Raw genomic sequence first — 24988 nt, forward strand, 5'->3', positions numbered from 1 at the left:
GCCGCGTGGTCCAGTGAGTCAGGTCCGCGATCGGAATCGGAATACGCCGTGCTTGCCGTCTGTCCCGGTCCACCGAGGCTCGCGCTCGCGTTCAGGCGCTCTTCGGTTTTCAGGCTCGAAGTGACCAAGCTCCAGCGCGTCGTTTCGTTGCACGCCAGCTTGATCGCGGGGAGATCGACGAGGAACGTCGCGGACCGGAAGTCGGCACCATTCCTACCACGACCCGTCCCGACGGATCGTTTTTTCGATCTGACTGAGAGCCTAGCCGGTCGTAGGGGCGGCAACAAGCATTTTTTCGCGCCACCCCCGGTTGTTCACCCCGATTCTGCGCAAGGAGTCGTGATCAGGCCTCTATGAAGGCGACCACGCGGGCGTGCCCGGCGAGATCGTGGGTGGTGCCGCCCTCCGCGAGGCCGACCTCACGGCCCAGAGCGCGCACGGCGGCCGCCTGGTCGTGGCCGACCTCGAACACGAGGCTTCCACCGGCTGCCAGCCGCACCGGCCCCTCCGCCACCTCGGCCAGGATGCGCCGGTAGGCGTCGAGGCCGTCGGCACCGCCGTCCAGCGCCGCCGCCGGATCGTGGAGCCGGACCTCGTCGGCGAGCGTCGCGATGATGGCAGCGGGGATGTAGGGCGGGTTGGAAACGATGAGATCGAACGCGCCCGTGAGGCCCGCGCTCCAGTCGGCGCGGACGAAGGCGGCCCGATCGCCGACCCCGTTGGCCTTGGCATTCCTGCGCGCCTGGACCAGGGCCCCCGCCGAACGGTCGAGGCCGATGCCGTAGGCGCGGGGCCGCTCGGACAGGAGAGCCACGAGGATGCAGCCCGAGCCGGTGCCGAGGTCGAGGATGCGCAAGGGACTGGATCGGTCGGGATGGCGGGCGAGCGCCGCCTCCACCAGCGTCTCCGTGTCGGCGCGGGGCACCAGGGTGTCGGGAGCCAGCCCGAAGGACAGACCCCAGAACTCCCAGGCGCCGACGATTCGCGCCACGGGCTCACCGGCGAGGCGTCGGTTGAGAGCCTCGGAAAGGCTGGCCGCGCCGGAGGGGCCGATGGGTTCGGAGCCACCCAGGATGAGTTCCGTACCCGTGAGGCGGAGGATGTCGAGGACGAGGAAACGCGCGTCGTTGTCACCGATTCCGCCTTCCGCGAGGCACCGGGTGACGTGCCGCAGGGCTTCCGCGCGGGGCGTGGCAGCGATGAGCGCCATCGCCGGCTCAGGCCATCCCCTCGGCCGCCAGGAGTTCGGCCTGATGCTCGGTCACGAGGGCGTCGATCAACTCGTCGAGGGCCACGCCTGCCAACACCTCCTCGAGCTTGTAGAGGGTGAGGTTGATGCGGTGGTCGGTCACCCGCGCCTGCGGGAAGTTGTAGGTGCGGATGCGTTCGGAGCGGTCGCCCGAGCCGACCTGAGACTTGCGGTCGGCGGCGCGCACGGCATCCTTCGCCGTACGCTCGGCATCGTAGAGCTTCGACCGGAGCAGCGACATCGCCCGCGCGCGGTTCTTGTGCTGCGAGCGCTCCTCCTGGACGAAGATCACGATACCGGACGGCAAGTGGGTGATGCGGATGGCCGATTCCGTCTTGTTGACGTGCTGGCCGCCGGCGCCCTGGGACCGCATGGTGTCGATCTTCAGGTCGGCATCGTTGATGACGATATCGACTTCCTCGGCCTCCGGCAGCACCGCCACGGTGGCGGCGGAGGTGTGGATCCGGCCTTGCGTCTCCGTGTCGGGCACGCGCTGCACCCGGTGGGCGCCGCTCTCGAACTTGAGGCGGGCGAACACGCCCTTGCCCTTCACTTCGGCGATGACCTCGCGGTAGCCACCCACGGTGCCCTCGCTCTCGGAGATCACCTCGACCTTCCAGCCCTTGGCGTCGGCGTAGCGGCCGTACATCCGGAACAGGTCGCCGGCGAACAGGGCCGCCTCGTCGCCGCCGGTGCCCGCGCGGATTTCGAGGATGGCGGATTTCTCGTCGGCCGAGTCCTTCGGCAGCAGAATGAGCTGCAGGGCTCGGTGCGCCGCCTCCAATCCGGCTTCCGCCTCGGGCTTCTCGTCGGCGGCGAGCGCCCGCATCTCGGAATCGCTGCCCGGCTCGTCCATGAGCGCCTGGATGTCGGCGAGGTTGGAGGCGGCGGCCCGGTAGGCGTGGATCGCCGCGACGACGCCCTCCAGCTCCGACAATTCGCGGGACAGCTGAACGAAGGTCTCGGAATCGGCCGAGCCAGCGCTGAGGGTCGCAGTGACGATGTCGTGGCGCGTCAGGATGGCGTCGAGACGGTCGGAGGGAATGGGGGTCATCGCCCGTGGGGTACTCTCAGCAGTGATTCGGGTTGGCGTCTTGGTCGTTCCAGCGGGTGCAGGCCCGCTAGATAGGAACGCCGTGCGCCTTGGCGAAGGCGCTCAGCGCCGGCCGCAGGGTGGCACCGTCTCCGGCGCGAGCCATCTCGGCATCGATGACGGCGGCGATCGCGGCGACGTCGAGCCCCAGCACCATGGCCTTCACCGGGCCGATGGCGGCCGGCGACATGGACAGGTGCCGGAAGCCGAGTCCGATGAGAGCCATGGCCTCCAGGGGCTTACCGCCGATCTCGCCGCAGACGGTGGCCGGGCAGCCGGCCGCGGCCGCGCGTTCGGCGATGAGCCGGAAGGCGCGCAGGGCCGGCACGCTCAGGGTGTCGAAGCGGCCGGCGACCCGGCGATTTTCGCGGTCCACGGCGAAGAGGAACTGCATCAGGTCGTTGGAGCCCACCGACAGGAAGTCGGCGGCCCGCGCGATCTCGTCGATCTGGAACAGGAGCGAGGGCACCTCGACCATCACGCCGAGACGGCAATCGCTCGGCAGCGGGTGCCCGTGGCGGCGCAGATGCGCCTTCTCGCGCTCGACGATGGCCTTGGCGCGGGTGAACTCGTCCACCGTCGCCACCATGGGGAACATGATCTTGAGGGGCCGCCCGCCTGCGGCTCGTAGGAGCGCACGCAGCTGCACCCGCAGCAGCGCCGGCCGGTCGAGACCGATGCGGATCGCCCGCCAGCCGAGTGCCGGGTTCTCTTCCTCCAGCGCCGGCATGTACGGCAGGATCTTGTCGCCACCGATGTCGAGGGTGCGGATCGTCACCGGCAGGTCGCCGGTGGCGGCGAACACCGCCTCGTACAACGTCTGCTGCTCGGCCGCCGACGGCATGCGCTGGGCGACCATGAACTGCAGCTCGGTCCGGAACAGCCCGATGCCGTCGGCCCCCGTCTCGGCGAGATGGGTGAGGTCGATGAGAAGTCCGGCATTGAGCTGCAGGCCGATGGCGACCCCGTCGCGGGTCACCGCGGGAAGGTCGCGCAGGGCGCGGTACTGCTCCTGCCGCTTGGCGCGCACACGCACCATTTCGCCGTAGGCCGCCTCGATCTCCGGGCCGGGTCGGACCTGGATCTCGCCCGTGGCGCCGTCGACGATGATGGCGTCGCCCGCGTCGCAGAGCGCCGTGGCGTTGGCGATCTCGCCCACCGCCGGAATACCGAGCGCCCGGGCCACGATGGCGATGTGACTGGTGGGACCGCCTTCCTCCAGCACGACCCCGCGCAGGGCCGTCCGGTCGTAGTCGAGCAAGGCCGCCGGCCCCATGGAGCGGGCGACGAGGATCGCGTTCTCGGGCAGCACGCGCGGGCTGCCGTTGCCCTCGGCGCCGATGAGGGTACGCAGGAGCCGGTTGGCGAGGTCGTCGAGGTCGTGCAGGCGGTCGCGGAGGTACGGGTCGCTCTGGCGCATCATCCGGGCGCGGTTGTCCGACTGGACGCGCTCGACGGCGGCCTCCGCCGTCAGGCCCGAAATCACGGCCTCGCGCATCCGGCGCAGCCAGCCCTTGTCGTGGGCGAACATCCGTACGGTCTCGAGGACCTCGCGCGATTCGCCCGTGCCGATGCTGTCGCCGCGCTCCACGAGATCGTCGATGGCCGAGCGGACCTCGCCGATGGCGAGTTCGAGGCGCTCGACCTCGCGATCGACGTTCTCGGCGATGAGCTGCTTCACGACGATGCGCGGCTCGTGCAGCACCACGTGCCCGAGGCCGATGCCGTCGGCCAGCGCCACGCCGCGCTGGCTCACGGCGCGCCGCGCCACGGGCCCGGTGCCGGGTGCGAGCGCCTGGAGTTCGCCCGACGCGATCATTTCGGCCAGCACCATGGCGGTGGTCTGGAGCGCCTCGATCTCCTCCTCGGAATAGACCCGGTAGGTCTTGTTCTGGACCACGAGCACGCCGAGGGTGTTGCCCGCGCGGAGCAGCGGCACGCCGAGGAACGCGTGGTAGGCCTCCTCGCCCGTCTCCGGCCGATAGGAGAACGACGGATGCGACTGGGCGTCGGAGAGCGAGAGCGGCTCCGCGGTCTTGGCGATGAGGCCCACGAGACCTTCGTCCGAACGCATCCGCGTCAGGTGAACCGCCTCGCGGTTCAGCCCTTCGGTGGCGAACAGTTCAAGGGTGTTGTCGTCGCTCAGCACATAGACCGAGCAGACCTCCGCGATGACGTTGGCCGCGATCAGAGTAACGATCCGGTCGAGACGTGCCTGTGGACTGACCGGCTCCGCCATCGCTTCGCGGAGGCGGCGCAGCAGCAGGCGCGGGCCTCCGGGCGCAGCGGGCATGGTCTCCTCGATCCGGCTTCGGCTAACGCGGCATCACGCGCAAGATTCGTGCGCGTGGCGAGCGCGCCTGTTCAGGCCTGGTCGAGGCCGTATAGCGAGTGGAGCGTGCGCACGGCAAGCTCCGTATAGGCGGAGTCGATCAACACGGAGAACTTGATCTCGGACGTGGTGATCGCCCGAATGTTGATGCCCTTCTCGGCGAGCGCCCGGAACGCCTTGGCGGCGACGCCCGCGTGGCTGCGCATGCCCACACCGATGGCCGACACCTTGACCACGTCCGTGGCGCCCTCGATCTGGGCGAACTCGATGAGCCCGCTCTGCGCATCGAGGATTTTTCTGGCACGGTCGTAGTCGGCCGACGGGACCGTGAAGGTCATGTCCGTCGTGGACTGATCGCCCGACACGGTCTGGATGATCATGTCGACGTTGATGTTGGCGTCCGCCAGGGGGCCGAAGATGGCTGCGGCGATGCCGGGGCTGTCCTTGACCTGGCGCAGGGTGATCTGCGCCTCATCCTTCGAGAAGGCGATCCCGGTGATGATCTGCTGTTCCATGGTCTCGTCCTCGTCGCAGATGAGGGTTCCGGGGCGTGCGTTGTCCGGCGGGTCGAAGCTCGATCGCACCGTGGTCGGCACCCGGTGCACCATGGCGAGCTCGACGGAGCGGACCTGGAGCACCTTGGCGCCCAGCGAGGCCATCTCCAGCATCTCCTCGAAGGTCACGCGCTCCATCCGCTTGGCCTTCTGCACCACCCGCGGGTCGGTGGTGTAGACGCCGTCAACGTCCGTGTAGATGTCGCAGCGCTCTGCCCCGATGGCGGCCGCGATGGCCACCGCGCTGGTGTCGGAGCCGCCCCGGCCGAGGGTCGTGACCCGGCCCGTTGCCTCGTGCATGCCCTGGAAACCGGCGATGACCGCAACCTCGCCGCGCTTGAACCCGGCATCGAGGCGTGCGCCGTCGATGCCCTCGATACGGGCCGAGCCGTGGGCGTCGGAGGTGAGGATCGGGATCTGCCAGCCCTGCCACGAGCGGGCGGCGATGCCGGCCTTGCGGAGCGCGATGGCCAGCAGTCCGGCGGTGACGAGTTCGCCCGACGCCACCACGGCGTCGTACTCGGCCTCGTCGTAGATCGCGTTCGCGTCCTTGACCCAGGCGACGAGCTCGTTGGTCTTGCCCGACATGGCCGAGACCACCACGGCGACCTCGTAGCCGGCCGCGACCTCGCGGGCGACGTGGGCCGCCACGTTGCGGATGCGCTCGACCGTGGCGACGGACGTGCCGCCGAACTTCATCACCAAACGGGGCATGCAGCGTCCGCGCTGATTCTCGGGGAAAGGGACCGTGGTTCGGGCAGGCCGATGGTCGCCCGCGTCGCTCCGCGGCTGTACCGGACAGGGCTTCGGCGGGTACAAGGGCAACCCGAGCGTGTCAACAATCGGGGCCTTTGGGCCGTGACCCATCCCCGGGACTGTTGTCCCCCGCCTCTTGCGCCCAATCAGACGGACCCGATGACCGGACCCACCTCTTCCTCCATCGACCGCGACGAGGTCGCCCGCTTCGAGGCCATCGCGGCGACGTGGTGGGACCCGGCTGGCCCCATGCGGGTGCTGCACCGCTTCAACCCCGTGCGGCTGGCCTATATCCGCGACGCCGCCTGCCGGCATTTCGGCCGAGACCCGAAGGCGCCGTTTCCGCTGGCCGGCCTCACCCTCGTCGATGTCGGCTGCGGCGGCGGCGTCCTGTCCGAGCCCCTGGCGCGGCTCGGCGCCCGGGTGACCGGCCTCGATCCGGCGCCCACCAACGTCAAGGTCGCGCAGGCGCACGCCGATGCCGCCGGGGTCAGCGTCGATTACCGGGCACGCACCATCGAGGACGTCGTCGCGGGGGATGAGCGGTTCGACATCGTCCTCGCCATGGAGGTGGTGGAGCACGTGGTCGACATGCCGGCCTTCGTCGCCACCGCCTGCCGGGCGGTGAAGCCCGGCGGCCTTCTGTTCTCGGCCACCCTCAACCGGACGCTGCGCTCCTACGCCCTGGCCATCGTCGGCGCCGAGTACGTCCTCGGCTGGCTGCCGAAGGGCACCCACGACTGGGACAAGTTCGTGAAACCCCACGAACTCATCGGCGCCGTGGAAGCCGGCGGCCTCTCGGTCACCGACACGACCGGGGTGGTGTTCAACCCGCTGGACGGCTCCTGGCGGGCGAGCCGCGACACGGCGGTGAATTACATGATCGCGGCGCGCCGGGCCTGAACCCGCGACGGCCTCCCGCCGTTGACCGGGCGAACCCGGAGGCCGCCATGCTCGAGAAGATTCCCCACGCCGTCGGCGAGGCCCTGTCCGGTCTCAAGGCCGGCCTTGAGGCCACAACCTATTACGCCGAGTTCGCCGAGACGCCCGCGACCGTGCGGCTGACAAGCCCGGCCTTCGCCGAGGGCGCGCCGATCCCCGCCCGATTCACCGAGGACGGCGAGAAGACCTCGCCGCCGCTCGCCTGGGACACTCTGCCCCCCGGCACCGTCCGGGTCGTTCTCATCGTCGAGGATGCGGGCAGCCCGACCCCGCGTCCCCTCGTCCACCTCATCGCCTGGAACTTGATGCCGGAGGCCGGCCCCCTGGCCGAGGGGGCGCTGCCGAGCCCCGGTGGGGCGCACCAGTCCCAGGATCTCGGCAAGAACAGCTTCCTGCAAGACCAGTGGCTGCCGCCCGATCCGCCCAACGGTCACGGGCCGCACGAATATCTGTTCCAGATCTACGCCCTCGACGCACCGCTCGCCCTCGACGTTTCGCCGGGGCGCAGCGCCGTGGTCGAAGCGATGCGCGGGCACGTGCTCGCCAAGGGCCGCCTGACCGGCACCTACGCCCGGACCTGAATCGTCTTTAGGAGTTGCGCCGGTCCGCGCACCCGGTGCATGGCCGCTCCAGAACCGGGACGGAGCGTTTCGATGAAGGCCTTGCTGTGCACCCGCCTCGGCGGCCCCGACGACCTCTCCCTCGAGGACATCGCCGATCCGGTGGCGGGACCTGGCGAGGCCGTGGTCCGCATCACGCTGGCGGCCCTGAACTTCTTCGACACCCTCATCATCGCCGGGCGCTACCAGGTGAAGCCGGACCTGCCGTTTTCGCCGGGCGGCGAGGCTTCCGGCGTGATCGAAGACCTCGGACCGGACGTGACGGGTTTTGCGGTGGGTGACCGCGTCATCGTCCACCAGAAGTTCGGGACGTGCCGAGAGCGCATCGCCGTTTCGACTCGACACCTCACGCCGATCCCCGGTGAGGTTTCCGACGAGCAGGCCGCCGGGCTGACCATCACGTACGGCACGTCCCTCCACGCCCTGCGCGACCGGGCCAATCTCCAGCCCGGCGAGACCCTGGCGGTGCTGGGCGCATCGGGCGGTGTCGGCATCGCGGCGGTGGAACTCGGCGCCGTCATGGGCGCGCACGTCATCGCCTGCGCCTCATCAGCCGAAAAACTCGCCGTGGCCCGCGCCCACGGGGCGACGCTGGAGGTGGATTACGCCGCCGACAACCTGCGCGAGGCCCTGCGGGCCCTGACCGAGGGACGGGGTGTCGACGTGATCTACGATCCCATCGGCGGCGACTACGCCGAACCGGCCCTGCGCTCGCTCGGCTGGAAGGGGCGCTACCTCGTCATCGGGTTTGCCGCCGGCGACATCCCACGCATCCCGCTCAACCTCGCCCTCCTCAAGGGCATCGACATCCAGGGCGTGCACTGGGGCGTGTTCGTCGAGCGCGAGCCCGAGGCGCACGCGGAGAACCAGCGACAGCTTCTGGCCTGGGTCGCGGAAGGGCGCCTCACCGCCAAGGTCCACGGGGTCTATCCCCTCGCCGACTATGCCGAGGCGCTCGGCATCCTCAAGCGGCGCGAGGCCGTGGGGAAGGTGCTCCTGCGGCCGTGAGCGCCTTTCCCGCGGGGCCCGCCTCAGAGCAGGCCCAGGCCTTTGGCCAGCGCCACGAGGTCGTGCTGGGGCCGGGCGCCGATGTGCTGGATCACCTCCGCCGCAGCCAGCGCTCCGAGGCGGGCGCTCGTGGCGTGGTCGAGGCCGCGCGCGTGGCCGGCGAGGAAGCCAGCGGCGAACAGGTCGCCCGCGCCCGTGGTGTCCACGAGTTCGTGGACCGGGGAGGCTTCGACGCTTCGGATCTCGCCGCCCTTCACCACCATGGCGCCGTCGGCCGAGCGGGTGACGAGGCCGAGGAGGTGCTTGCCGCGCGCATCGCGCTCGTCACGGAGCGCCCGCAGGGCGACCTCGGCGTCTTCGGTCTCGTACAAGCTCTTCAGCTCGCCGATATTGGCGAACAGGATGTCGATGCTGCCGTCGCGGATGAGGCCCAGGAACTCCTCGCGATAGCGGCCGACGCAGAACGCGTCCGACAGGGTCAGCGCCACGGCGTTGCCGGCGGCGTGGGCGATCTGGACCGCCTTGCGGAACGCGTCCTTGGCGGCCGGCGGGTCCCACAGGTAGCCTTCGAGGTAGGTGACGCGGGCGCTGCGCACGGTGGCCTCGTCCACATCGGCCGGGGATAGGTTCTGGCAGGCGCCAAGATACGTGTTCATGGTGCGCTCGCCGTCGGGCGTCACCAGGATGAAGCAGCGCGCCGTCGCCGGACCGTCCGTGGCGGCGGGGACGGCGAAGCGCACGCCCGTGGCCTTGAGGTCGTGGGCGTAGAGGCCGCCGAGCTCGTCGTCGCGGACCTTGCCGATGAAGCCGGTCTTGGCGCCGAGCAGCGCCGCGCCGACGGCCGTGTTGGCGCCGGAGCCCCCCGAGACGACGGTGGCCGGCCCCATGGCATCGTACAGGGCCTCGGCCCGCGCCTCGTCGATGAGCTGCATCGCGCCCTTGGGCACGCCCTGCGCGGCGAGGAAGTCCTCGTCGGCCCTGGCGATGAGGTCGACGATGGCGTTGCCGAGGACGAGGAGGTCGAGGGAATCGGGCATCAAACCGTCCAGTCTGGCTGGGGGAGGGGATCGGCCGGGCTGTGGCACCCTCTCCCGTAAGGGTCAAGCAACGTGAGGACCGAGGACTACTGGAGCGCCTTCACCTCGCATTGCGCATAATCGGAGGCGGCCTTCACGTAGGCGTTCAGGCCTTTCACGTAGGCTTCGGCCAGGGGGCGATAGACGGCGATCTGGGCGTTGTAGGCCTTGATGGCGTCATTGTAGGTGTAGGCCTCCCAGCCGGGACAGCCGCCCTTGGCGTCGAGGCAGGCCGGCTTGTTGGGAGAAGCGGGCTTGACCGGCCGCGCCGTCGCGGGCGGAACCTCGGCGCGGGGGCATTCGGCCCGGGCCGCGCCGACGGCGAGGAGGCAGGCGGCGCCCGTCGCCAGGAATGTCTTGATCATCGCGTCCTCCGAAAGGCCATCGCGAAAACCTCTTGGGCGAGGCCGGGCGCCGCTGCAAGCCGCGTTCAGCGGGCGGCGACAGCCTCCCGGGGCCGGCCCTGCGCCGCGTGGGGCGCAGTTGCTTTCGCGCCCGTCTTCCGACCTTTGCCCGTGCCGTACCGGTCCCAGGCGAGGCGCGCGGCGTTTACGAGCGGCAGGGTCAGCCCGAGGGCCAGCACCCACCAGGCCGGGCGGATCATGTCGGGGAAGGCGAGGTTGGCCTGAAGCACACGGTCGGCCGGGATGCCGCTGGCGACGCCGTACCATGCCGCTTCCAGCCCGGCGGTGACGAAGGCCACAACGACGGCGAGGCCGAGGAGGGTCAGGGGATTGGTCGGCCAGCGGAAGCGCTGAAGGGCGCGCCAGCCCATGAGGAGCAGGAAGCCGCCGGTCCAGAACACCGGGTCGGAGACGTCGATCTTGGCCTGGAGGAAGTAGTGGACCAAGCCGAGCACCGCGATGGTGTAGACCGCCTTGTGCAGGCGCGGCCACGCCTTGCCGAGGCGCCGGATCATCCCGTCCGTCGAGGTCACGCCGAGAACCACGAGACCGATCAGCGCGACGAAGCCGATGGTGAGGTAGATGCGTGAAACGATCTCGGAGACGACCTTCGTCAGCACGAAATTCTGATCGACCACGTAGAGCCCGAGGTGGATCAGCGCGTAGGCCAGCACCGTCAGCCCCAGCATCCGCCGCACCAGGATGAGCTTCGGAAAATTCGCGATCCGCCGCAGGGGCGTGACGGCGAGCGACAACAGGAGGAAGCGCACGGCCCATTCGCCTGTGCCGTGCAGGAGCGCCGTGATCGGCTTGGCGCCGAGCGCGTCCGCCGCGTAGGCGCCGGCGAGCCAGAGGCCCGGTGCCAGGGCAAACAGGAAGACGCCGAGCTTGAGGCCGGAGAGGCGGCCGGCGCGGTCGCGCCAGGGCGCGGAGAAAGCGGGCAGGGCAGGCATGGTGTGTCCGAATGCGGCGATCGGTCGACGCCGTCTCTGCCGTATCTACGTGCCGGGGCGGGCCGAAGTTACGGTGGGCGACGTGCGGTCGCACACGCGGGGTTCGCGATCCGGTGTTGCCCCAGGGCGATGCGGCGCCCGGCGCCGTGCTGTATGCCGGGCGGGAAAGCCGGTCCCCGTCGTAAAGCAGCCCGCATGTCCGCATCGAAGCCGTCCCCCGACTCCCTCGACAGCCTCACGGCCGAGGGCGCCCAGCACGAACACGCGGCCCTCTCCGAAAAGATCGCCGAGGCCGACCGGCTCTATCATCAGGAGGACGCCCCCGAGATCTCGGACGGCGAGTACGACGCCCTGCGCCGTCGCCTGGAGGAGATCGAGGCTCGGTTTCCCGATCTCGCCGGTACGGGGGCGGCGAGCCTGTCGGTGGGCGCCAAGCCGTCCGAAAAATTCGCCAAGGTCCGGCATGCCGTGCCCATGCTGTCGCTCGGCAACGCCTTCGCGGAGGCGGAGGTCGAGGAGTTCGTCGCCCGGGTGCGCCGGTTCCTGAATTGGCCGGAAGCCGAGCCGCTGGCCTTCACCGCCGAGCCGAAGATCGACGGGCTGTCCCTGTCGCTCCGCTACGAGGGTGGCCGCCTCGTCACCGCCGCGACCCGGGGCGACGGCGAGACGGGCGAGGACGTGACGCGCAATGCCCGCGTGGTGGACAGCATCCCCGAGACCCTGTCCGGCGACGACGTGCCGGAGATCTGCGAGGTGCGCGGCGAGGTCTACCTCTCGCACGCGGATTTCGCTGCCATCAACGCGCGCCAGGAGGCCGCCGGCAAGGCCCTGTTCGCCAATCCGCGCAACGCGGCCGCCGGCTCCCTGCGCCAGCTCGATCCCGAGATCACCCGCTCGCGGCCGCTCAAGTTCTTCGCCTACGCCTGGGGGGACATGTCGGCCGTGCCCGAGGAGACCCAGTACGGGATGATCCAGGCGTTCCGGCGCTGGGGCCTGCCCGTCAACGATCGCACGGAACGCTGCACCGACGCAGCGGCGATGATCGCCCATTACCGCGGCATCGAGGCCGAGCGGGCGGACCTCGGCTACGATATCGACGGCGTCGTCTACAAGGTCGACAGCCTCGCCCTGCAGCGGCGCCTCGGCTTCGTCTCGCGCTCGCCGCGCTGGGCGCTGGCCCACAAGTTCGCCGCCCAGAAGGCGCTCACGGTCTTGGAGGACATCGAGATCAATGTCGGTCGTACGGGCTCGCTCAATCCCCTGGCCAAGCTCCGTCCGGTGACGGTGGGCGGCGTCGTCGTGTCGAACGCGACGCTGCACAACGAGGGCTACGTCCAGGGGGTCGGCGGTGACGGCGAGCCGATCCGCGACGGCCGCGACATCCGCGTCGGCGATACCGTGGTGGTGCAGCGGGCCGGAGACGTGATCCCCAAGGTCATGGATGTGGTCCTCGACAAGCGCCCGGTGGATTCGAAGCCCTTCGTCTTCCCCGACTTCTGCCCCGCCTGCGACAGCCGCGCGATCCGCGAGATCAACCCGCGCACGGGCAAGCCGGACGCCGTGCGCCGCTGCACAGGCGGACTGATCTGCCCGGCGCAAGGAGTGGAGCGCCTGAAGCACTTCGTCTCGCGCAACGGCTTCGATCTCGAAGGCTTCGGGCAAACCTACATCGAGGTGCTGTTCGAGGCTCGTGTGATCAAGCAGCCGGCCGACCTGTTCCGCCTCGATTTCGAGGAGCTGAAATCCGCCATCGTCGCGCGCCGCGAGGCCCTGTCCGCCGAGCGCCGGGCCGAGGGCGCGCCGGCGCCGAAGAAGCCGACGAAGAAGAAGGGCGAGGAGGAGGACAAGGCGATCCACAACCTGCTCGCCGCCGTCGAGGACCGTCGCCGCCTGCCGCTCAACCGCTTCCTGTTCGCCCTGGGGATTCCCGATATCGGGGAGTCGACGGCGAAAGCCCTGGCGAAGCGCTTTCCCGATATGGCCGCCCTGATGGCCGGGGTCGCCGCTGCCGCCGAGGCCCAGGCCGGACCGGACTGGATCGAACTCTCCTCCCTCTCGCGCATCGGTCCGACGACCCGGGACCGCCTGCTGGAGGTCGGTTACCCGCGCGAGGTCTCCGAGGTAGAGGAGGACGAGGCCACAGCCGAGCCCGTTCAGGCGGCCGGCCGCATCCGCCTCACCGCGCCCCAGCGCGCGAGCCTGCTCGCCCATTACGGCGATGCCGATGCCGCTGCCGGTGGGATCGCGCGGGCGGCGTCCCAGCGCCCCGGCGATGCCTACCGCCACTTCGCCGACGACGGCGAGATCGGACCGGTCGCCACGGATTCGCTGATCGCGTTCTTCAACGAGCCGCACAACGACGCGGCCGTCCGGGCGCTGCTCGAAGCGGTCACCACGGAGCCCATGGCCGCGCCCATGGCCGCGACGGCGTTCGCCGGCAAGACCGTGGTGTTCACCGGCTCCCTGGAGCGCATGACCCGCTCCGAGGCCAAGGCCACGGCCGAGCGCCTCGGCGCCAAGGTCTCGGGCTCCGTCTCGGCCAAGACCGACCTCGTGGTCGCCGGCCCGGGCGCAGGCTCGAAGCTCAAGGACGCCGAGAAGCACGGCGTCGAGGTCGTGAGCGAGGAGGCCTGGCTCGCCCTCGTGGCCGGCGCTTGAGGTGGATTTTCGCTGAGCGTAGAGGAGACGGGCCACCCGCGGACATCCATGCAAAACATCGTGGCCCTCGACTTCGAAACTGCCAACGAGCGGCGCGACAGCGCCTGCGCCGTCGGTCTCGCCTGGATCGCGGACGGTGCGGTGGTGCGGCGCGAATCGCGGCTGATCCGGCCGCCGGAGCTGCGGTTCTCGCCCGGCAACATCCGGGTCCACGGCATCGTGCCGGCGGATGTGCGGACCCAGCCGACCTTTCCCGAGGTGATGGCCGAGTTCCTGCCCGATCTCGCGAGCGGTCTGGTGCTCGCCCATAATGCCGGGTTCGACATGGGCGTCCTGCGCGCGTCGCTTTCCGCCTACGGCTTGCGCCCGCCGGCTTTCTCCTACCTCTGCACCCTCCAGATCGCCCGACGGGTGTTTCCGGCGGAGGAAGGCTGCGGGCTCGGCAAGGTCGCTGCGCGCCTCGGCATCCGCTTCGAGCATCACGATGCCGGCGAGGATGCCTATGCCTGCGCCGAGATTGCCCTGGCGGCCGTGCGCCGGACGGGGGCGCCCGATGTCTTCGGCTTGTCCCGCGCCATCCGGCTGCCGGTCACGACGGTTCCGGAGGGACCGGATCGTGCCATGCCGCCGCGCACCGTTCCGGGGGGGCTGGCGGACCGTACCGGCTTGGGGCTGCGACCGGTACAGACGCTCAGCTTCGCCGTGAAGGGCCGGCGCGGCGACCGCTACGCCGTCACCCTGGAGGAGCGGGCGACGGGCCTGCGCCTGCGCTGCACCTGCATGGCCGGGCGCTACGGCACGCACTGCCGCCATGTCGCGGCCCTGCTCGATGGCGACATCACCGATCTGCTGTCCGGCAACCACGACGACGTCGAGCGCCTGCGCCTGCGGATGGAAGCGGCCGCCGAGTCCTGACCGCTCACGAGCGCTCGAGGCGGGCCGTCAGCCTGCGCACCGTCACCCGTCGCACGAAGCGCGGGCCGGCGAGCAGGCGTTCGCGGCGGACGAGGTCGCCGGGACGGGGCGCACCGACGCCGATGACGCCCTCGCCCCGGGCGGCGAGGCGGGCCGGCAGGCCCGTATGCGGGCGGCGCAGGCGAGCCAGGGTCACGTCGGGCCGGGCGGTGCCGATGAAGCGGTCGAGGATGCGGATCCAGCCCTCCGCCGGCACGTCGCCCGCCTCCAGGCACAGCACCCATTCGCGCCGCGCCGCCTTGGCACCCGCGGACCACGCCGAACCACCACGTGGGCGCAGGACGAGCTTGGCCCCCGTGGCCTCGGCGACGGTGTCCATGGCCGCGCTGTGGCTCGGTGCGATGATGACCGCGTCGCCGACGAGTCCGGCGGCGACGCCGGCCACGAGGGCGCCGAGGGTATCGGCGAGACGGTCGACCGCATCGGGATCGGCCGGCCGTGCCACATGGATCAAAGCGGAGATCATGCTCGCGCATACCGTATTTTCGCGCCGACTGAAGCCGTTCACCCGCCAGGTTTCCTGCCCGGATTGCGGAGCCTGAGACCCAGACGATGCTTTGCCCGCATTATGTGCAGCGCCTTCTCATTCTGTTCATGATATGTTCGACAAGGCGACGTGTTGCGAAGGAAGGCTATGGAGCGGGAACCGTCGGACAAAGATGCATCGGACGTCCCGCGTCGCCTCTCCGCTACGACGCGCCCGAGCGACACCCGGCGCGGGCGCGGTGCGACGGCCAACCCGGACGGGCGTTTCGAGGCGACGCGGCGCGAGATCTTCGACGATGGCTGGGAGATGGATGCTCCGGTCCGTTTGCGCACGGAGGTGACGGCGGAGCGTGCCCGCACGATCATTACCCGCAACACCTCCCCCGACATTTCCTTCGACCGATCAATCAACCCCTATCGCGGCTGCGAGCACGGTTGCGTCTACTGTTTCGCCCGGCCCAATCACGCCTATGTCGGCCTGTCGCCCGGCCTCGATTTCGAGACGCGGCTGTTCCGCAAGCCGGAGGCGGCAAAACTCCTGACGGCCGAATTGTCGGCGCCGGGCTACCGGGCGGCCACCATCGCGCTGGGAACGGCGACGGACCCGTACCAGCCCATCGAGCGCGAGCACCGTCTCACCCGGGGCGTCCTCGAAGTGCTCGCGCGGTTCCGGCACCCCGTGGGAATCGTCACCAAGTCGAACCTCGTGGTGCGCGACCTCGATCTTCTGACCGACCTCGCCCGCGACGATCTCGTGAAGGTCGCCGTGTCGGTCACCACCCTCGATCCCGAGTTGGCACGCCGCCTGGAACCGCGCGCCCCGCATCCGACGAAGCGCCTGGAGGCCATCGAACGCCTGAGCGCGGCGGGAATTCCCGTCATGGTCATCGCCGCCCCGGTGATCCCGTCGCTCAACGACCACGAGATCGAGGCGATCCTCGCGGCCGCCCGCGAGCGTGGCGCACGGGAGGCGAGCCACGTGCTGCTGCGCCTGCCGCTCGAACTCGACGCCCTCGTCGACGACTGGTTCGCCGAGCACTATCCGGGGCGCCGCGCCCACGTGATGTCCCTGGTGCGCCAAGCCCGGGGCGGGCGTGCCTACGATGCGGAGTACGGCCACCGCATGGTCGGGGCCGGCCCCTACGCCGACCTCATCGTGCGCCGCATGCGCCTCGCCCGGCGCCGCCTCGGCTACCCCGAGGAGCGTCTCAAGCTCAGGACGGACCTGTTCGCCCGGCCGACGGCGCAGCTGTCGCTGTTCTGAGGGCGGAGTCGGGCGCGTCGGCGCGGGTCTCGGGCGCGTAGGCGCGAGTGAAGCTGCAGCGATGATGCGCCGAGCGTCCGAGCGCCGCCAGGCCGGCGAGATGGGTCTTGGTGCCGTAGCCGACATTGCTGTCCCAGCCATAGGCCGGGTGGCGCCGGGCGAGCGATCGCATCACCGCGTCCCGCACGGTCTTGGCGACGATGGAGGCGGCGGCGATCTGCGGCACGAGGCGGTCGCCGCCGATGACCGGACGGCAGAGGGCGACGCCCGGGATCGCGTCACGGCCATCGACCAGTACCGGGGCGTCGAGCCCGAGGCGATGGACGGCGCGCGCCATGGCGTCGAGGGTGGCGCCGCGCACGTTGATCCGGTCGACGAGGGCCCGCGACCCGGCGGCGAGCGTCACCCGGGCGTGGGCGCGGATGAGGGGCGTGAGGCGCTCGCGCTCGGCCCGCTTCAGGCGCTTCGAATCGTCGAGCGCCGCCAGGATTTCGCCCGGGAACGCTGTTGGATCGAACCACACCGCCGCCACGACCACGGGTCCGCACAGCGCCCCGCGCCCGACCTCGTCGCACCCGATCACGGCCGGATAGTCTTTCGCGAAGGCGGCGTCGAAGGGGAGCATCGGAGCGAACGCGGTGTCGGGAATGGCGCCTGACCCTGCCAGTCCGACCCGCCCGAGTCACCACGCCGGGGCGTTGGTTCCTGTGCCCAGAACCACCGTGTTGCCACGTGGGCCGGGGCGTGAGCGTGGGCCGGGCGTGCCGTGGGCCTCGGCGATGTTCCCGTAGAATTGCCGCGCGCTCTCGGCCCAGGTGTAGCGCAGGGCCTGCGCCCGGCATCGGTCGCGCGGGATGTTGAGAGCCGCGAGAGCCGCGCGACGGAGATCGTGGTCGAGCACCCCCGCATCCGTACCGCCGATGACGTCGAGGGGGCCGGTGACCGGGTAGGCCGCCACGGGCACGCCGCAGGCGAGCGCCTCGAGAAGCACGATACCGAACGTATCGGTGAGGCTCGGGAACACGAACACGTCGGCGGCGGCATAGACCGCCGCCAGGGCCGCTCCCGTGCGGGTGCCGAGGAAATGCGCGTCGGGGGCGAGCGCCGAAAGACGCGCCCGGTCCGGCCCGTCGCCCACAACCACCTTGGAGCCGGGCAGATCGAGGCTGAGGAAGGCGGCGACGTTCTTCTCGACGGCCAGGCGCCCGACGAACAGGAAGATCGGCCGGGGTAGCCCGGCGAGCGGATCAGCGTCGCTGACGTTGGGCCGGAACAGGTCGGTGTCGACCCCGCGCGTCCAGCGCATGAGGTTGGTGAAGCCCCGCGCGGACAGATCCTGTTCCAGGGACGGCGTGCTGACCATGGTGCCGTTGGCCGCGCCGTGAAACCGGCGCAGCCAGGCGTAGCTCCAGGATTCCGGCACGGGCGCACGCGCCGCGAGGTATTCGGGAAACCGCGTGTGATAGCTCGTCGTGAAGGGCCGGCGATGGCTCAGGCAGTAGCGCCGCGTCGCGTAGCCGACGGTGCCCTCCGTGGCGATGTGGACGTGGGTGGGACGTAGCCCTTCCCAGCGCCGGGCCACGGCCCCGCGCGTGGCGCAGGACAGGCGGATCTCGGGGTAGCCCGGCAGGGGCACCGAGGCGAAGTCCTCGTGGGTGAGGAACACCGTCTCGACGCCGAGCGTCGCACCGGCGGCCGCCATGTGCTCCAGTGAGCGCACGACGCCGTTGACCTGCGGGTGCCAGGCATCCGTGGCAATGAGGAGCCTCACGCGACGGCCCGGGCGCCGTCGGGCCGCTGTCCGGAACGCGCTTCATCACGGGACACCCGGGCGCGCACGAGGCTGGGATAGTGCAGCACCTCCATGGTGCCGTCGTAGTGCTCGACGATGGCAGTGCAGCTTTCCACCCAGTCGCCGGTGTTCAGGTAGGTCAGCCCGCCGATGGTGCGGTTGGCCGCGTGATGGATGTGGCCGCAGATCACCCCGTCGGCGCCAACGCGCTTGGCTTCGGCCGCGAGGAGTTCCTCGAACTTGCCGATGAAGTTCACGGCGTTCTTCACCCGGAGCTTGGCCCAGGCCGAGAGCGACCAGTAGGCGAGGCCGAGGCGCCGGCGGAGGGTGTTGAGGTGGGTGTTGATGAACAGGGCCGCCGTGTAGGCGCCGTCGCCGAGATAGGCGAGCCAGCGGGCGTGGCGCACGACCATGTCGAACTGATCGCCGTGGATCACGAGGTAGCGCTTGCCGTCCGCCGCCACGTGAACGCGCTGGTCGGCCACCTCGATACCCCCGAAGGTCATCCCGATGTAGTCGCGCAGGAACTCGTCGTGGTTGCCCGGCACGTAGACGAGGTTGGAGCCCTTGCGGACCTTGCGCAGGAGCTTCTGGACCACGTCGTTGTGGCTTTGGGGCCAGTACCACCCCGATTTGAGCTGCCAGCCATCGACGATGTCGCCAACGAGGTAGATCTCGTCGGCATCGTAATCGCGCAGGAATTCGAGCAGCAACGCCGCTTGGCAACCTTTGGTGCCGAGGTGCATGTCCGACAGGAACAGGGTTCGGACGCGGATCGTCGTCTCCGGATCTTCGCCCATGATGGTCTCCGAGCCTTGCTGCATCGGACCGAGCCAAATCGGATTCCCGTATCACTTTGATGACGCCGACTGGCCATCAGAGGCCCAAGCCGACCGTGCGGCACCGCATCGCAATCCTTTCGAAGCTATAAAATTATTTGACGTTTCGCGAAGTTTTTCGGGTTTTCCTTCCTGCGCGAAGGAAGGCATAGTCCCCTCCAAGGTGCCCCACCGGACCGCGCGGGAAATCGCGCGTCCGGAGCCCTGCGAGGTGAAGAAGGGCAGCGACATACGGGGCAGCATGGCGCCTGCACGGCCTGGGGTGGCGCGGTTCTTCGAGCGCGCCCTGGCCTGGAGAACGGCTTGAGATCGTCGGACCCGTCCACGGTTGTCCGCGCGTTTCGATGCGTCCGCGCATCGCGGCGTTGGTCTCGAACGCCCTGCAGTCCATCGACAGCTCGGCGCCTCGCTCCCGATGGGATCGGGGTTTCCGCCATAGGACGAAGCCGTCGAATTCCTTCGGGCATATTGCCTGAGGGCAAGTGGAGCGGGCCGGGTATCCGGCCGATCCGCAACCGCGTAGGAGCCTGCCCACCCGAGAGGGCGGCCCGACCGGGCCGACGTCTCGTCATCGATCCCACCCGGAAGGGCGGCCCCATCGGGCAGGCCTTCCGCCACTGAACCATCGCGTCGCACCTTCCGCGCGCACTCAACCCTGAGAACCGGAGACATTATCATGGCGGCAACGAGACGGCCGGGTCGTAACCACCTCTTCGTTCCTGGCCCGACGAACATCCCCGATCGCGTCCTGCGCGCGATGGTGGTGCAGTCCGAGGACCATCGTTCGGTGGACTTCCCCGCCCTGACGAAGCCCCTGTTCGAGGACACCAAGGCGGTGTTCGGCTCGACCAAGGGCACGATCTTCCTGTTCCCGTCCTCCGGCACGGGCATCTGGGAATCGGCTCTCTCCAACACCCTGGCGCGCGGCGACAAGGTGCTGACCTCGCGCTTCGGCCAGTTCAGCCTGCTCTGGGTCGACATGGCCGAGCGCCTCGGCCTCGACGTCATCGTGCAGGACGAGGAGTGGGGCACTGGCGCCAATCCCGAGCGGATCGGTGAGGCCCTGCGGGCCGACAAGAACCACGAGATCAAGGCCGTCATGGTCGTCCACAACGAGACCGCCACCGGCGTGACCTCGGATATCGGCGCCGTGCGCAAGGCCATCGACGCGGCCGGCCACCCGGCCCTGCTGTTCGTCGACGGCGTGTCGTCGGTCGGCTCGCTGCCCTACAAGATGGACGAGTGGGGCGTCGACTGCGCCATCGCCGGTTCCCAGAAGGGCCTGATGCTGCCCGCCGGCCTCGGCGTGATCTGCGTCAGCGACAAGGCCCTCAAGGCGGCGGAAGCCTCCGCGGGCAAGAACGACCGCCTCGCGCACGTCTACTTCGACTGGGCCGACCACCAGAAGCAGAACCCGGCCGGCTACTTCCCCTACACCCCGTCGCTGCCGCTGCTCTACGGCCTGCGCGAGGCGCTCGCCTGCCTCAACGAGGAAGGTCTCGAGAACGTCTTCCATCGCCACCACGTGCTCGGCGAGGCGACCCGCCAGGCCGTGGCGGCCTGGGGTCTCAAGACCTGCGCCAAGGAGCCCAAGTGGAACTCCGACACGGTCACCACCATCGTGGTGCCCGAGGGGATCGACGGCGCGGTGATCATCAAGCACGCCTATGTCCGCTACAACCTCGCGCTCGGCGCCGGCCTGAACAAGCTCGCCGGCAAGGTGTTCCGCATCGGTCACGTCGGCGACATGAACGAGCTGTCGCTGCTCGGCGCCATCGCGGGTGCCGAGATGGCGATGCTCGACCACGGCGTGAAGGTCACGCCCGGCTCGGGTGTGGCCGCCGCGTCGAGCTACCTGCGCGAGAACCCCCTGGCCAAGGCCTGATCTACAGGGCCTGATCCGACGAATGCCGGGGCGATCCTTCGCCCCGGCAACCCCATCGAAGACCGTGCTGCCGGCGGTTCGGCCGGATCGACCTGAGGGATTCCATGACGAAGACAATCGTGTTCCTCGACCGCGAGTCCCTCGACGCCAAGGTCCGGGAGTTCAATTTTCCGCACGACTACGTCGAGTACGATTCGACCTGGACGCCCGAGGAGATCGTCGAGCGCCTGAAGGGCGCCGAGATCGCTCTCATCAACAAGGTGCCCATGCGGGCCGACGTGCTGAAGCAGCTGCCTGACCTCAAGCTCATCGCGGTCGCGGCCACCGGCACCGACGTGGTCGACAAGGCGGCGGCCAAAGAGCTCGGCATCACCGTCGTCAACATCCGCAACTACGCCTTCAACACCGTGCCCGAGCACGTGATCGGCCTGATCTTCGCGTTGCGCCGGGCCATCGTTCCCTACGCCAATTCCGTGCGCCGGGGCGATTGGGCGAAATCCACCCAGTTCTGCTACTTCGACTACCCGATCCACGACATCGCCGGCTCGACGCTCGGCATCGTCGGCTACGGGGCGCTCGGCAAGTCCATCGCCAAGCGGGCGGAAGCGCTCGGCATGAAGGTCATCGCCTACGACGTGTTCCCGCAGGAGGGGCTCGTCGATTTCGAGACCATCCTGACCCAGTCCGACGTCATCACGTTGCACGCGCCGCTGACGCCCGAGACCCGCAACATGATCGGCCGCGAACAGCTCGCGAAGATGAAGAAGCACGCGCTCATCATCAATACCGCGCGCGGTGGCCTCGTCGACGAGGAGGCCCTCGCCCAGGCGCTCCAGAACGGCACCATCGGTGGCGCGGGCTTCGACGTGGTGGTGACCGAGCCGCCGAAGAACGGCAACATCCTGTGCGAGCTCGACCTGCCGAACCTCATCGTCACGCCGCACGTGGCCTGGGCGAGCAAGGAAGCCATGCAAATTCTGGCCGACCAGCTCGTCGACAACGTCGAGGCCTTCGTCGCGGGCAAGCCGCAGAACGTGGTCTGATCCGCATTCCCTCACCGCCGAGGGGAGGGGATTGCGTCATATCCGGCAGCGATGCAGCGACCGAGAACGCAAGAATAAACGCCAGCCGCGCCAAGCGCGGAAACGATAGGGATCAAGAACAATGAAAAAACTCCTGTTCCAATTCGATACCGATGCCGTGCCGAGCGTGTTCGACGTGGTGGTGGGCTACGATGGCGGCGCCGATCACATCACCGGTTACGGCAACGTCACGCCCGAGAACGTCGGCGCCCTGGTGGATGGCACGATCTACACCCGCGGCGGCTCCGAGAAGAAGTCCACGGCGATCTTCGTCGGCGGCGGCAGCATGGCGGCCGGCGAGGCGGTGCTGAGCGCGGTCAAGAAGCGCTTCTTCGGCCCGTTCCGCGTCTCGGTGATGCTCGATTCCAACGGCTCCAACACCACTGCCGCCGCCGGCGTCGCCCTGGTGCAGAAGGCCGCCGGGTCGCTCGAAGGCAAGAAGGCCGTGGTGCTGGCCGGCACCGGACCCGTCGGCATGCGCTCGGCGGCACTCCTGGCCCAGGAAGGTGCCAGCGTGATCCTCTGCGGCCGCTCGCTGGACAAGGCCCAGGCCGCCGCCGACCAGATCAACAAGCGCTTCAAGGTCGAGATCTCGGCCGCCGCGACGCCGGACGCCGCCTCCCGCGCCGCCATCGTCAAGGGCCAGAACCTCGTGTTCTCCGCCGGCGCCATCGGCATCGAGCTCCTGTCCGAAGCCGACTGGAAGGACGAGGCCAGCATCGAGTTCGTCGCCGATTACAACGCGCAGCCCCCGCTCGGCTTCGGCGGCATCGACGCCATGGACAAGGGCAAGGAACGCCACGGCAAGAAGGTGTTCGGGGCGCTCGGCATCGGCGGCCTGAAGCTGAAGCTTCACCGCGCCTGCGTCGGCCAGCTCTTCGACAGCACCGAGCAGGTGCTCGACGCCGAGGAGATCTACGCCCTCGCCAAGAAGATGGCCTGAGCCATGGCTGCCGACGCAACCATCCAGACCTTCCTCGACGGGCTCGCGAGTTCGGCCCCGACCCCCGGCGGCGGCGGTGCCGCCGCCATCCATGGCGCCATGGGGGCGGCGCTGCTCAGCATGGTGTGCAACCTCACCATCGGGAAGAAGAAGTACGTCGAGGTCGAGGGCGAGCTGAAGGAGATCCTGGCCAAGTCCGAGGCGCTCCGGGCCGAGTTGACGGGTATGATCGCCGACGACGTGGCGGCCTTCGACGCGGTGATGGGCGCCTACGGGCTTCCCAAGACTACGGACGAGGAGAAGGCCGCGCGGGCGGAGAAGATCCAGGCGGCCCTCAAGGTCGCCACCGACGTGCCCCTGGAATGCTGCCGCGCCTGCCGCAAGGTGATCGACCTCGCCCAGCCCGTCGCCGACAAGGGCAATCTGAACGTCATCTCCGATGCCGGGGTCGCGGTGCTGTCCGCCCATGCGGGTCTGCGCAGCGCCGCGCTCAACGTCTACGTCAACGCCAAAGGCCTGGACGATCGCGCCTTCGCGGACGCGCGTCTCCAGGAACTCGAGACCCTGCTCGGCTCGGCCGGACCGCTCAACGAGTCGATCTACGAAGTCGTCAAGGCGAAGGTGAACTGACCCCTTACGATGCGAGGCGATCGTGTCTCGCATCGCACAATAGAGAGTGGGGACTCACCCTGCACGAAACTTGCGGCCGCGACCCTAACGCCAAGGTGAGCGGCCGAGTTTCTTCAGAATCAGAAGCATTCCAACTGCCTTCAAGGCAGACTCAACGAGAATGTAAAAAAATATAAACGACAAAGGCCTTTTCGCGAAGTGAAATTTACGAGAAGGTCCGCTCCGAGGAAACGTCGAGGAGATCGCACATGGACGTTCACGAGTACCAAGCCAAGGAGTTGCTCGCTGGCTTCGGCGTGGCGGTTCCCAAGGGCGCGGTGGCCTTCAGCCCCGATCAGGCGGTCTATGCCGCCACCGAGCTCGGTGGTTCATTCTGGGCCGTGAAGGCCCAGATCCACGCCGGCGCCCGCGGTAAGGCCGGCGGGATCAAGCTGTGCCGGACCTACAACGAGGTCCGCGACGCCGCCAAGGACCTGCTCGGCAAGCGCCTCGTCACCCTGCAGACCGGCCCCGAAGGCAAGCCGGTGCAGCGCGTCTACGTCGAGACCGCCGATCCGTTCGAGCGCGAACTTTACCTCGGCTACGTGCTGGACCGGAAAGCCGAGCGCGTGCGCGTCATCGCCTCGCAGCGCGGCGGCATGGATATCGAAGAGATCGCCGCCAACGAGCCCGAGGCCCTGATTCAGGTGGTCGTGGAGCCGGCGGTCGGCCTGCAGCAGTTCCAGGCTCGCGAGATCGCGTTCCAGCTCGGGCTGAACATCCGTCAGGTCTCGGCCGCCGTGAAGACGATCATGAACGCTTACCGGGCGTTCCGCGATTGCGACGGCACCATGCTGGAGATCAACCCCCTCGTCGTCACCAAGGACGATCGCGTCCTGGCCCTCGACGCCAAGATGTCGTTCGACGACAACGCCATGTTCCGCCGGCGCAACATCGCCGACATGCACGATCCCTCGCAGGGTGACCCGCGCGAGGCCCAGGCCGCCGAGCACAACTTGAGCTACATCGGTCTCGAGGGTGAGATCGGCTGCATCGTCAATGGCGCCGGCTTGGCCATGGCCACCATGGACATGATCAAGCACGCGGGCGGCGAGCCGGCGAACTTCCTCGATGTCGGCGGCGGGGCTTCGCCCGATCGCGTCGCGACCGCCTTCCGCCTCGTGCTCTCGGACCGCAACGTCAAGGCGATCCTCGTCAACATCTTCGCCGGCATCAATCGCTGCGACTGGGTCGCTCAGGGCGTCATTCAGGCGGCGAAGGAAGTGAAGATCGACGTGCCCCTCATCGTCCGCCTCGCCGGCACGAACGTCGAGGCGGGCCAGAAGATCCTGGCCGAGAGCGGCCTCGACCTCATCACCGCCAACAGCCTGTCCGACGCCGCCGCCAAGGCCGTCGAGGCCTGCGCCGCCGCCAAGAACAATTCCGGCCAGCGCGCCAACTGAGAACG

The 24988-nt window shown here is 69.2% G+C and carries 22 protein-coding genes; 11 read left to right on the plus strand and 11 right to left on the minus strand.

Annotated features, from left to right (window positions below):
• Nucleotides 1-343: 343 nt before the first annotated feature.
• From prmC to MKK49_RS17640, 4 genes are all read right to left on the minus strand, one after another.
• Complete coding sequence (gene prmC, locus MKK49_RS17625; protein WP_244030841.1) at nucleotides 344-1210, minus strand: peptide chain release factor N(5)-glutamine methyltransferase; 867 nt, start codon at nucleotides 1208-1210, stop codon at nucleotides 344-346.
• Nucleotides 1211-1217: 7 nt separating this feature from the next.
• Entirely contained in the window at nucleotides 1218-2303 is a 1086-nt protein-coding gene (gene prfA / locus MKK49_RS17630) for a peptide chain release factor 1 (protein WP_244030843.1), read from the minus strand.
• Nucleotides 2304-2370: 67 nt separating this feature from the next.
• Nucleotides 2371-4635, minus strand: coding sequence for a phosphoenolpyruvate--protein phosphotransferase (gene ptsP, locus MKK49_RS17635; protein WP_244030844.1), 2265 nt, complete (start codon nucleotides 4633-4635; stop codon nucleotides 2371-2373).
• Nucleotides 4636-4706: 71 nt separating this feature from the next.
• Entirely contained in the window at nucleotides 4707-5942 is a 1236-nt protein-coding gene (locus MKK49_RS17640) for an aspartate kinase (RefSeq protein WP_244030846.1), read from the minus strand.
• 201 nt (nucleotides 5943-6143) lie between these two features.
• Here MKK49_RS17640 and ubiG point away from each other — a divergent pair, with 201 nt between their 5' ends.
• The 3 genes from ubiG (at nucleotide 6144) to MKK49_RS17655 (ending at nucleotide 8554) form a co-directional block, all read left to right on the plus strand.
• Nucleotides 6144-6887, plus strand: coding sequence for a bifunctional 2-polyprenyl-6-hydroxyphenol methylase/3-demethylubiquinol 3-O-methyltransferase UbiG (gene ubiG, locus MKK49_RS17645; RefSeq protein ID WP_244030852.1), 744 nt, complete (start codon nucleotides 6144-6146; stop codon nucleotides 6885-6887).
• Between the two features lie 47 nt (nucleotides 6888-6934).
• Nucleotides 6935-7507: a YbhB/YbcL family Raf kinase inhibitor-like protein gene (locus MKK49_RS17650; protein WP_244030854.1), complete on the plus strand. Its 573-nt coding sequence runs from the start codon at nucleotides 6935-6937 to the stop codon at nucleotides 7505-7507.
• A gap of 72 nt (nucleotides 7508-7579) precedes the next feature.
• Nucleotides 7580-8554 carry an NADPH:quinone oxidoreductase family protein gene (locus tag MKK49_RS17655; RefSeq protein ID WP_244030856.1) on the plus strand — a complete coding sequence of 325 codons (975 nt, stop codon included), beginning with the start codon at nucleotides 7580-7582 and terminating at the stop codon, nucleotides 8552-8554.
• 23 nt (nucleotides 8555-8577) lie between these two features.
• Here the strand turns inward: MKK49_RS17655 and MKK49_RS17660 are convergent, their stop codons facing one another.
• The 3 genes from MKK49_RS17660 to MKK49_RS17670 form a co-directional block, all read right to left on the minus strand.
• Entirely contained in the window at nucleotides 8578-9591 is a 1014-nt protein-coding gene (locus tag MKK49_RS17660) for an adenosine kinase (protein WP_244030857.1), read from the minus strand.
• Nucleotides 9592-9677: 86 nt separating this feature from the next.
• Entirely contained in the window at nucleotides 9678-9995 is a 318-nt protein-coding gene (locus tag MKK49_RS17665; protein WP_244030862.1) for a hypothetical protein, read from the minus strand.
• A gap of 65 nt (nucleotides 9996-10060) precedes the next feature.
• Nucleotides 10061-10987 (minus strand): sulfite oxidase heme-binding subunit YedZ, encoded by a 927-nt coding sequence (locus MKK49_RS17670; RefSeq protein WP_244030864.1) that lies wholly within the window; start codon nucleotides 10985-10987, stop codon nucleotides 10061-10063.
• 195 nt (nucleotides 10988-11182) lie between these two features.
• On the opposite strand from MKK49_RS17670, the gene ligA reads away from it, so the two are divergent.
• Nucleotides 11183-13645: an NAD-dependent DNA ligase LigA gene (ligA, locus tag MKK49_RS17675; RefSeq protein ID WP_244030868.1), complete on the plus strand. Its 2463-nt coding sequence runs from the start codon at nucleotides 11183-11185 to the stop codon at nucleotides 13643-13645.
• A gap of 48 nt (nucleotides 13646-13693) precedes the next feature.
• On the plus strand, nucleotides 13694-14560 hold the full coding sequence (locus MKK49_RS17680; RefSeq protein WP_244030869.1) for a 3'-5' exonuclease: 867 nt from the start codon (nucleotides 13694-13696) through the stop codon (nucleotides 14558-14560).
• A gap of 4 nt (nucleotides 14561-14564) precedes the next feature.
• On the opposite strand, the gene MKK49_RS17685 is transcribed toward MKK49_RS17680, so the two are convergent.
• Nucleotides 14565-15086, minus strand: coding sequence for a hypothetical protein (locus tag MKK49_RS17685; RefSeq protein WP_244030871.1), 522 nt, complete (start codon nucleotides 15084-15086; stop codon nucleotides 14565-14567).
• A 168-nt stretch (nucleotides 15087-15254) separates the two neighbouring features.
• Here MKK49_RS17685 and MKK49_RS17690 point away from each other — a divergent pair, with 168 nt between their 5' ends.
• Nucleotides 15255-16370: a PA0069 family radical SAM protein gene (locus tag MKK49_RS17690; protein ID WP_244030875.1), complete on the plus strand. Its 1116-nt coding sequence runs from the start codon at nucleotides 15255-15257 to the stop codon at nucleotides 16368-16370.
• Here the strand turns inward: MKK49_RS17690 and MKK49_RS17695 are convergent.
• From MKK49_RS17695 to MKK49_RS17705, 3 genes are read right to left on the minus strand one after another with little or no spacing between them, the layout of a single operon-like run.
• Nucleotides 16321-16995, minus strand: coding sequence for a ribonuclease HII (locus MKK49_RS17695; RefSeq protein ID WP_244030881.1), 675 nt, complete (start codon nucleotides 16993-16995; stop codon nucleotides 16321-16323). The two genes, MKK49_RS17690 and MKK49_RS17695, sit on opposite strands and share 50 nt — an antisense overlap.
• 57 nt (nucleotides 16996-17052) lie before the next feature.
• Complete coding sequence (locus MKK49_RS17700; RefSeq protein WP_244030882.1) at nucleotides 17053-18141, minus strand: glycosyltransferase family 4 protein; 1089 nt, start codon at nucleotides 18139-18141, stop codon at nucleotides 17053-17055.
• A complete protein-coding gene (locus MKK49_RS17705; RefSeq protein WP_244030883.1) occupies nucleotides 18138-18962 on the minus strand; it encodes a UDP-2,3-diacylglucosamine diphosphatase in 825 nt (274 codons plus the stop codon). The genes MKK49_RS17700 and MKK49_RS17705 overlap by 4 nt, the downstream gene beginning before the upstream one ends.
• A gap of 715 nt (nucleotides 18963-19677) precedes the next feature.
• Between MKK49_RS17705 and MKK49_RS17710 the strand changes: the two genes are divergently transcribed.
• The 5 genes from MKK49_RS17710 (at nucleotide 19678) to MKK49_RS17730 (ending at nucleotide 24983) form a co-directional block, all read left to right on the plus strand.
• A complete protein-coding gene (locus tag MKK49_RS17710) occupies nucleotides 19678-20886 on the plus strand; it encodes an aminotransferase class V-fold PLP-dependent enzyme (protein ID WP_244030884.1) in 1209 nt (402 codons plus the stop codon).
• 104 nt (nucleotides 20887-20990) lie between these two features.
• Complete coding sequence (locus MKK49_RS17715) at nucleotides 20991-21929, plus strand: D-2-hydroxyacid dehydrogenase (protein ID WP_244030885.1); 939 nt, start codon at nucleotides 20991-20993, stop codon at nucleotides 21927-21929.
• Between the two features lie 121 nt (nucleotides 21930-22050).
• Complete coding sequence (locus tag MKK49_RS17720) at nucleotides 22051-22911, plus strand: NADP-dependent methylenetetrahydromethanopterin/methylenetetrahydrofolate dehydrogenase (RefSeq protein WP_244030886.1); 861 nt, start codon at nucleotides 22051-22053, stop codon at nucleotides 22909-22911.
• Nucleotides 22912-22914: 3 nt separating this feature from the next.
• Nucleotides 22915-23541 carry a methenyltetrahydrofolate cyclohydrolase gene (gene fchA / locus MKK49_RS17725; RefSeq protein ID WP_244030888.1) on the plus strand — a complete coding sequence of 209 codons (627 nt, stop codon included), beginning with the start codon at nucleotides 22915-22917 and terminating at the stop codon, nucleotides 23539-23541.
• A gap of 248 nt (nucleotides 23542-23789) precedes the next feature.
• Nucleotides 23790-24983 (plus strand): malate--CoA ligase subunit beta, encoded by a 1194-nt coding sequence (locus MKK49_RS17730; protein WP_244030889.1) that lies wholly within the window; start codon nucleotides 23790-23792, stop codon nucleotides 24981-24983.
• Nucleotides 24984-24988 lie beyond the last annotated feature (5 nt).

The organism is Methylobacterium sp. J-090 (assembly GCF_022829345.1).
Classification (GTDB): domain Bacteria; phylum Pseudomonadota; class Alphaproteobacteria; order Rhizobiales; family Beijerinckiaceae; genus Methylobacterium.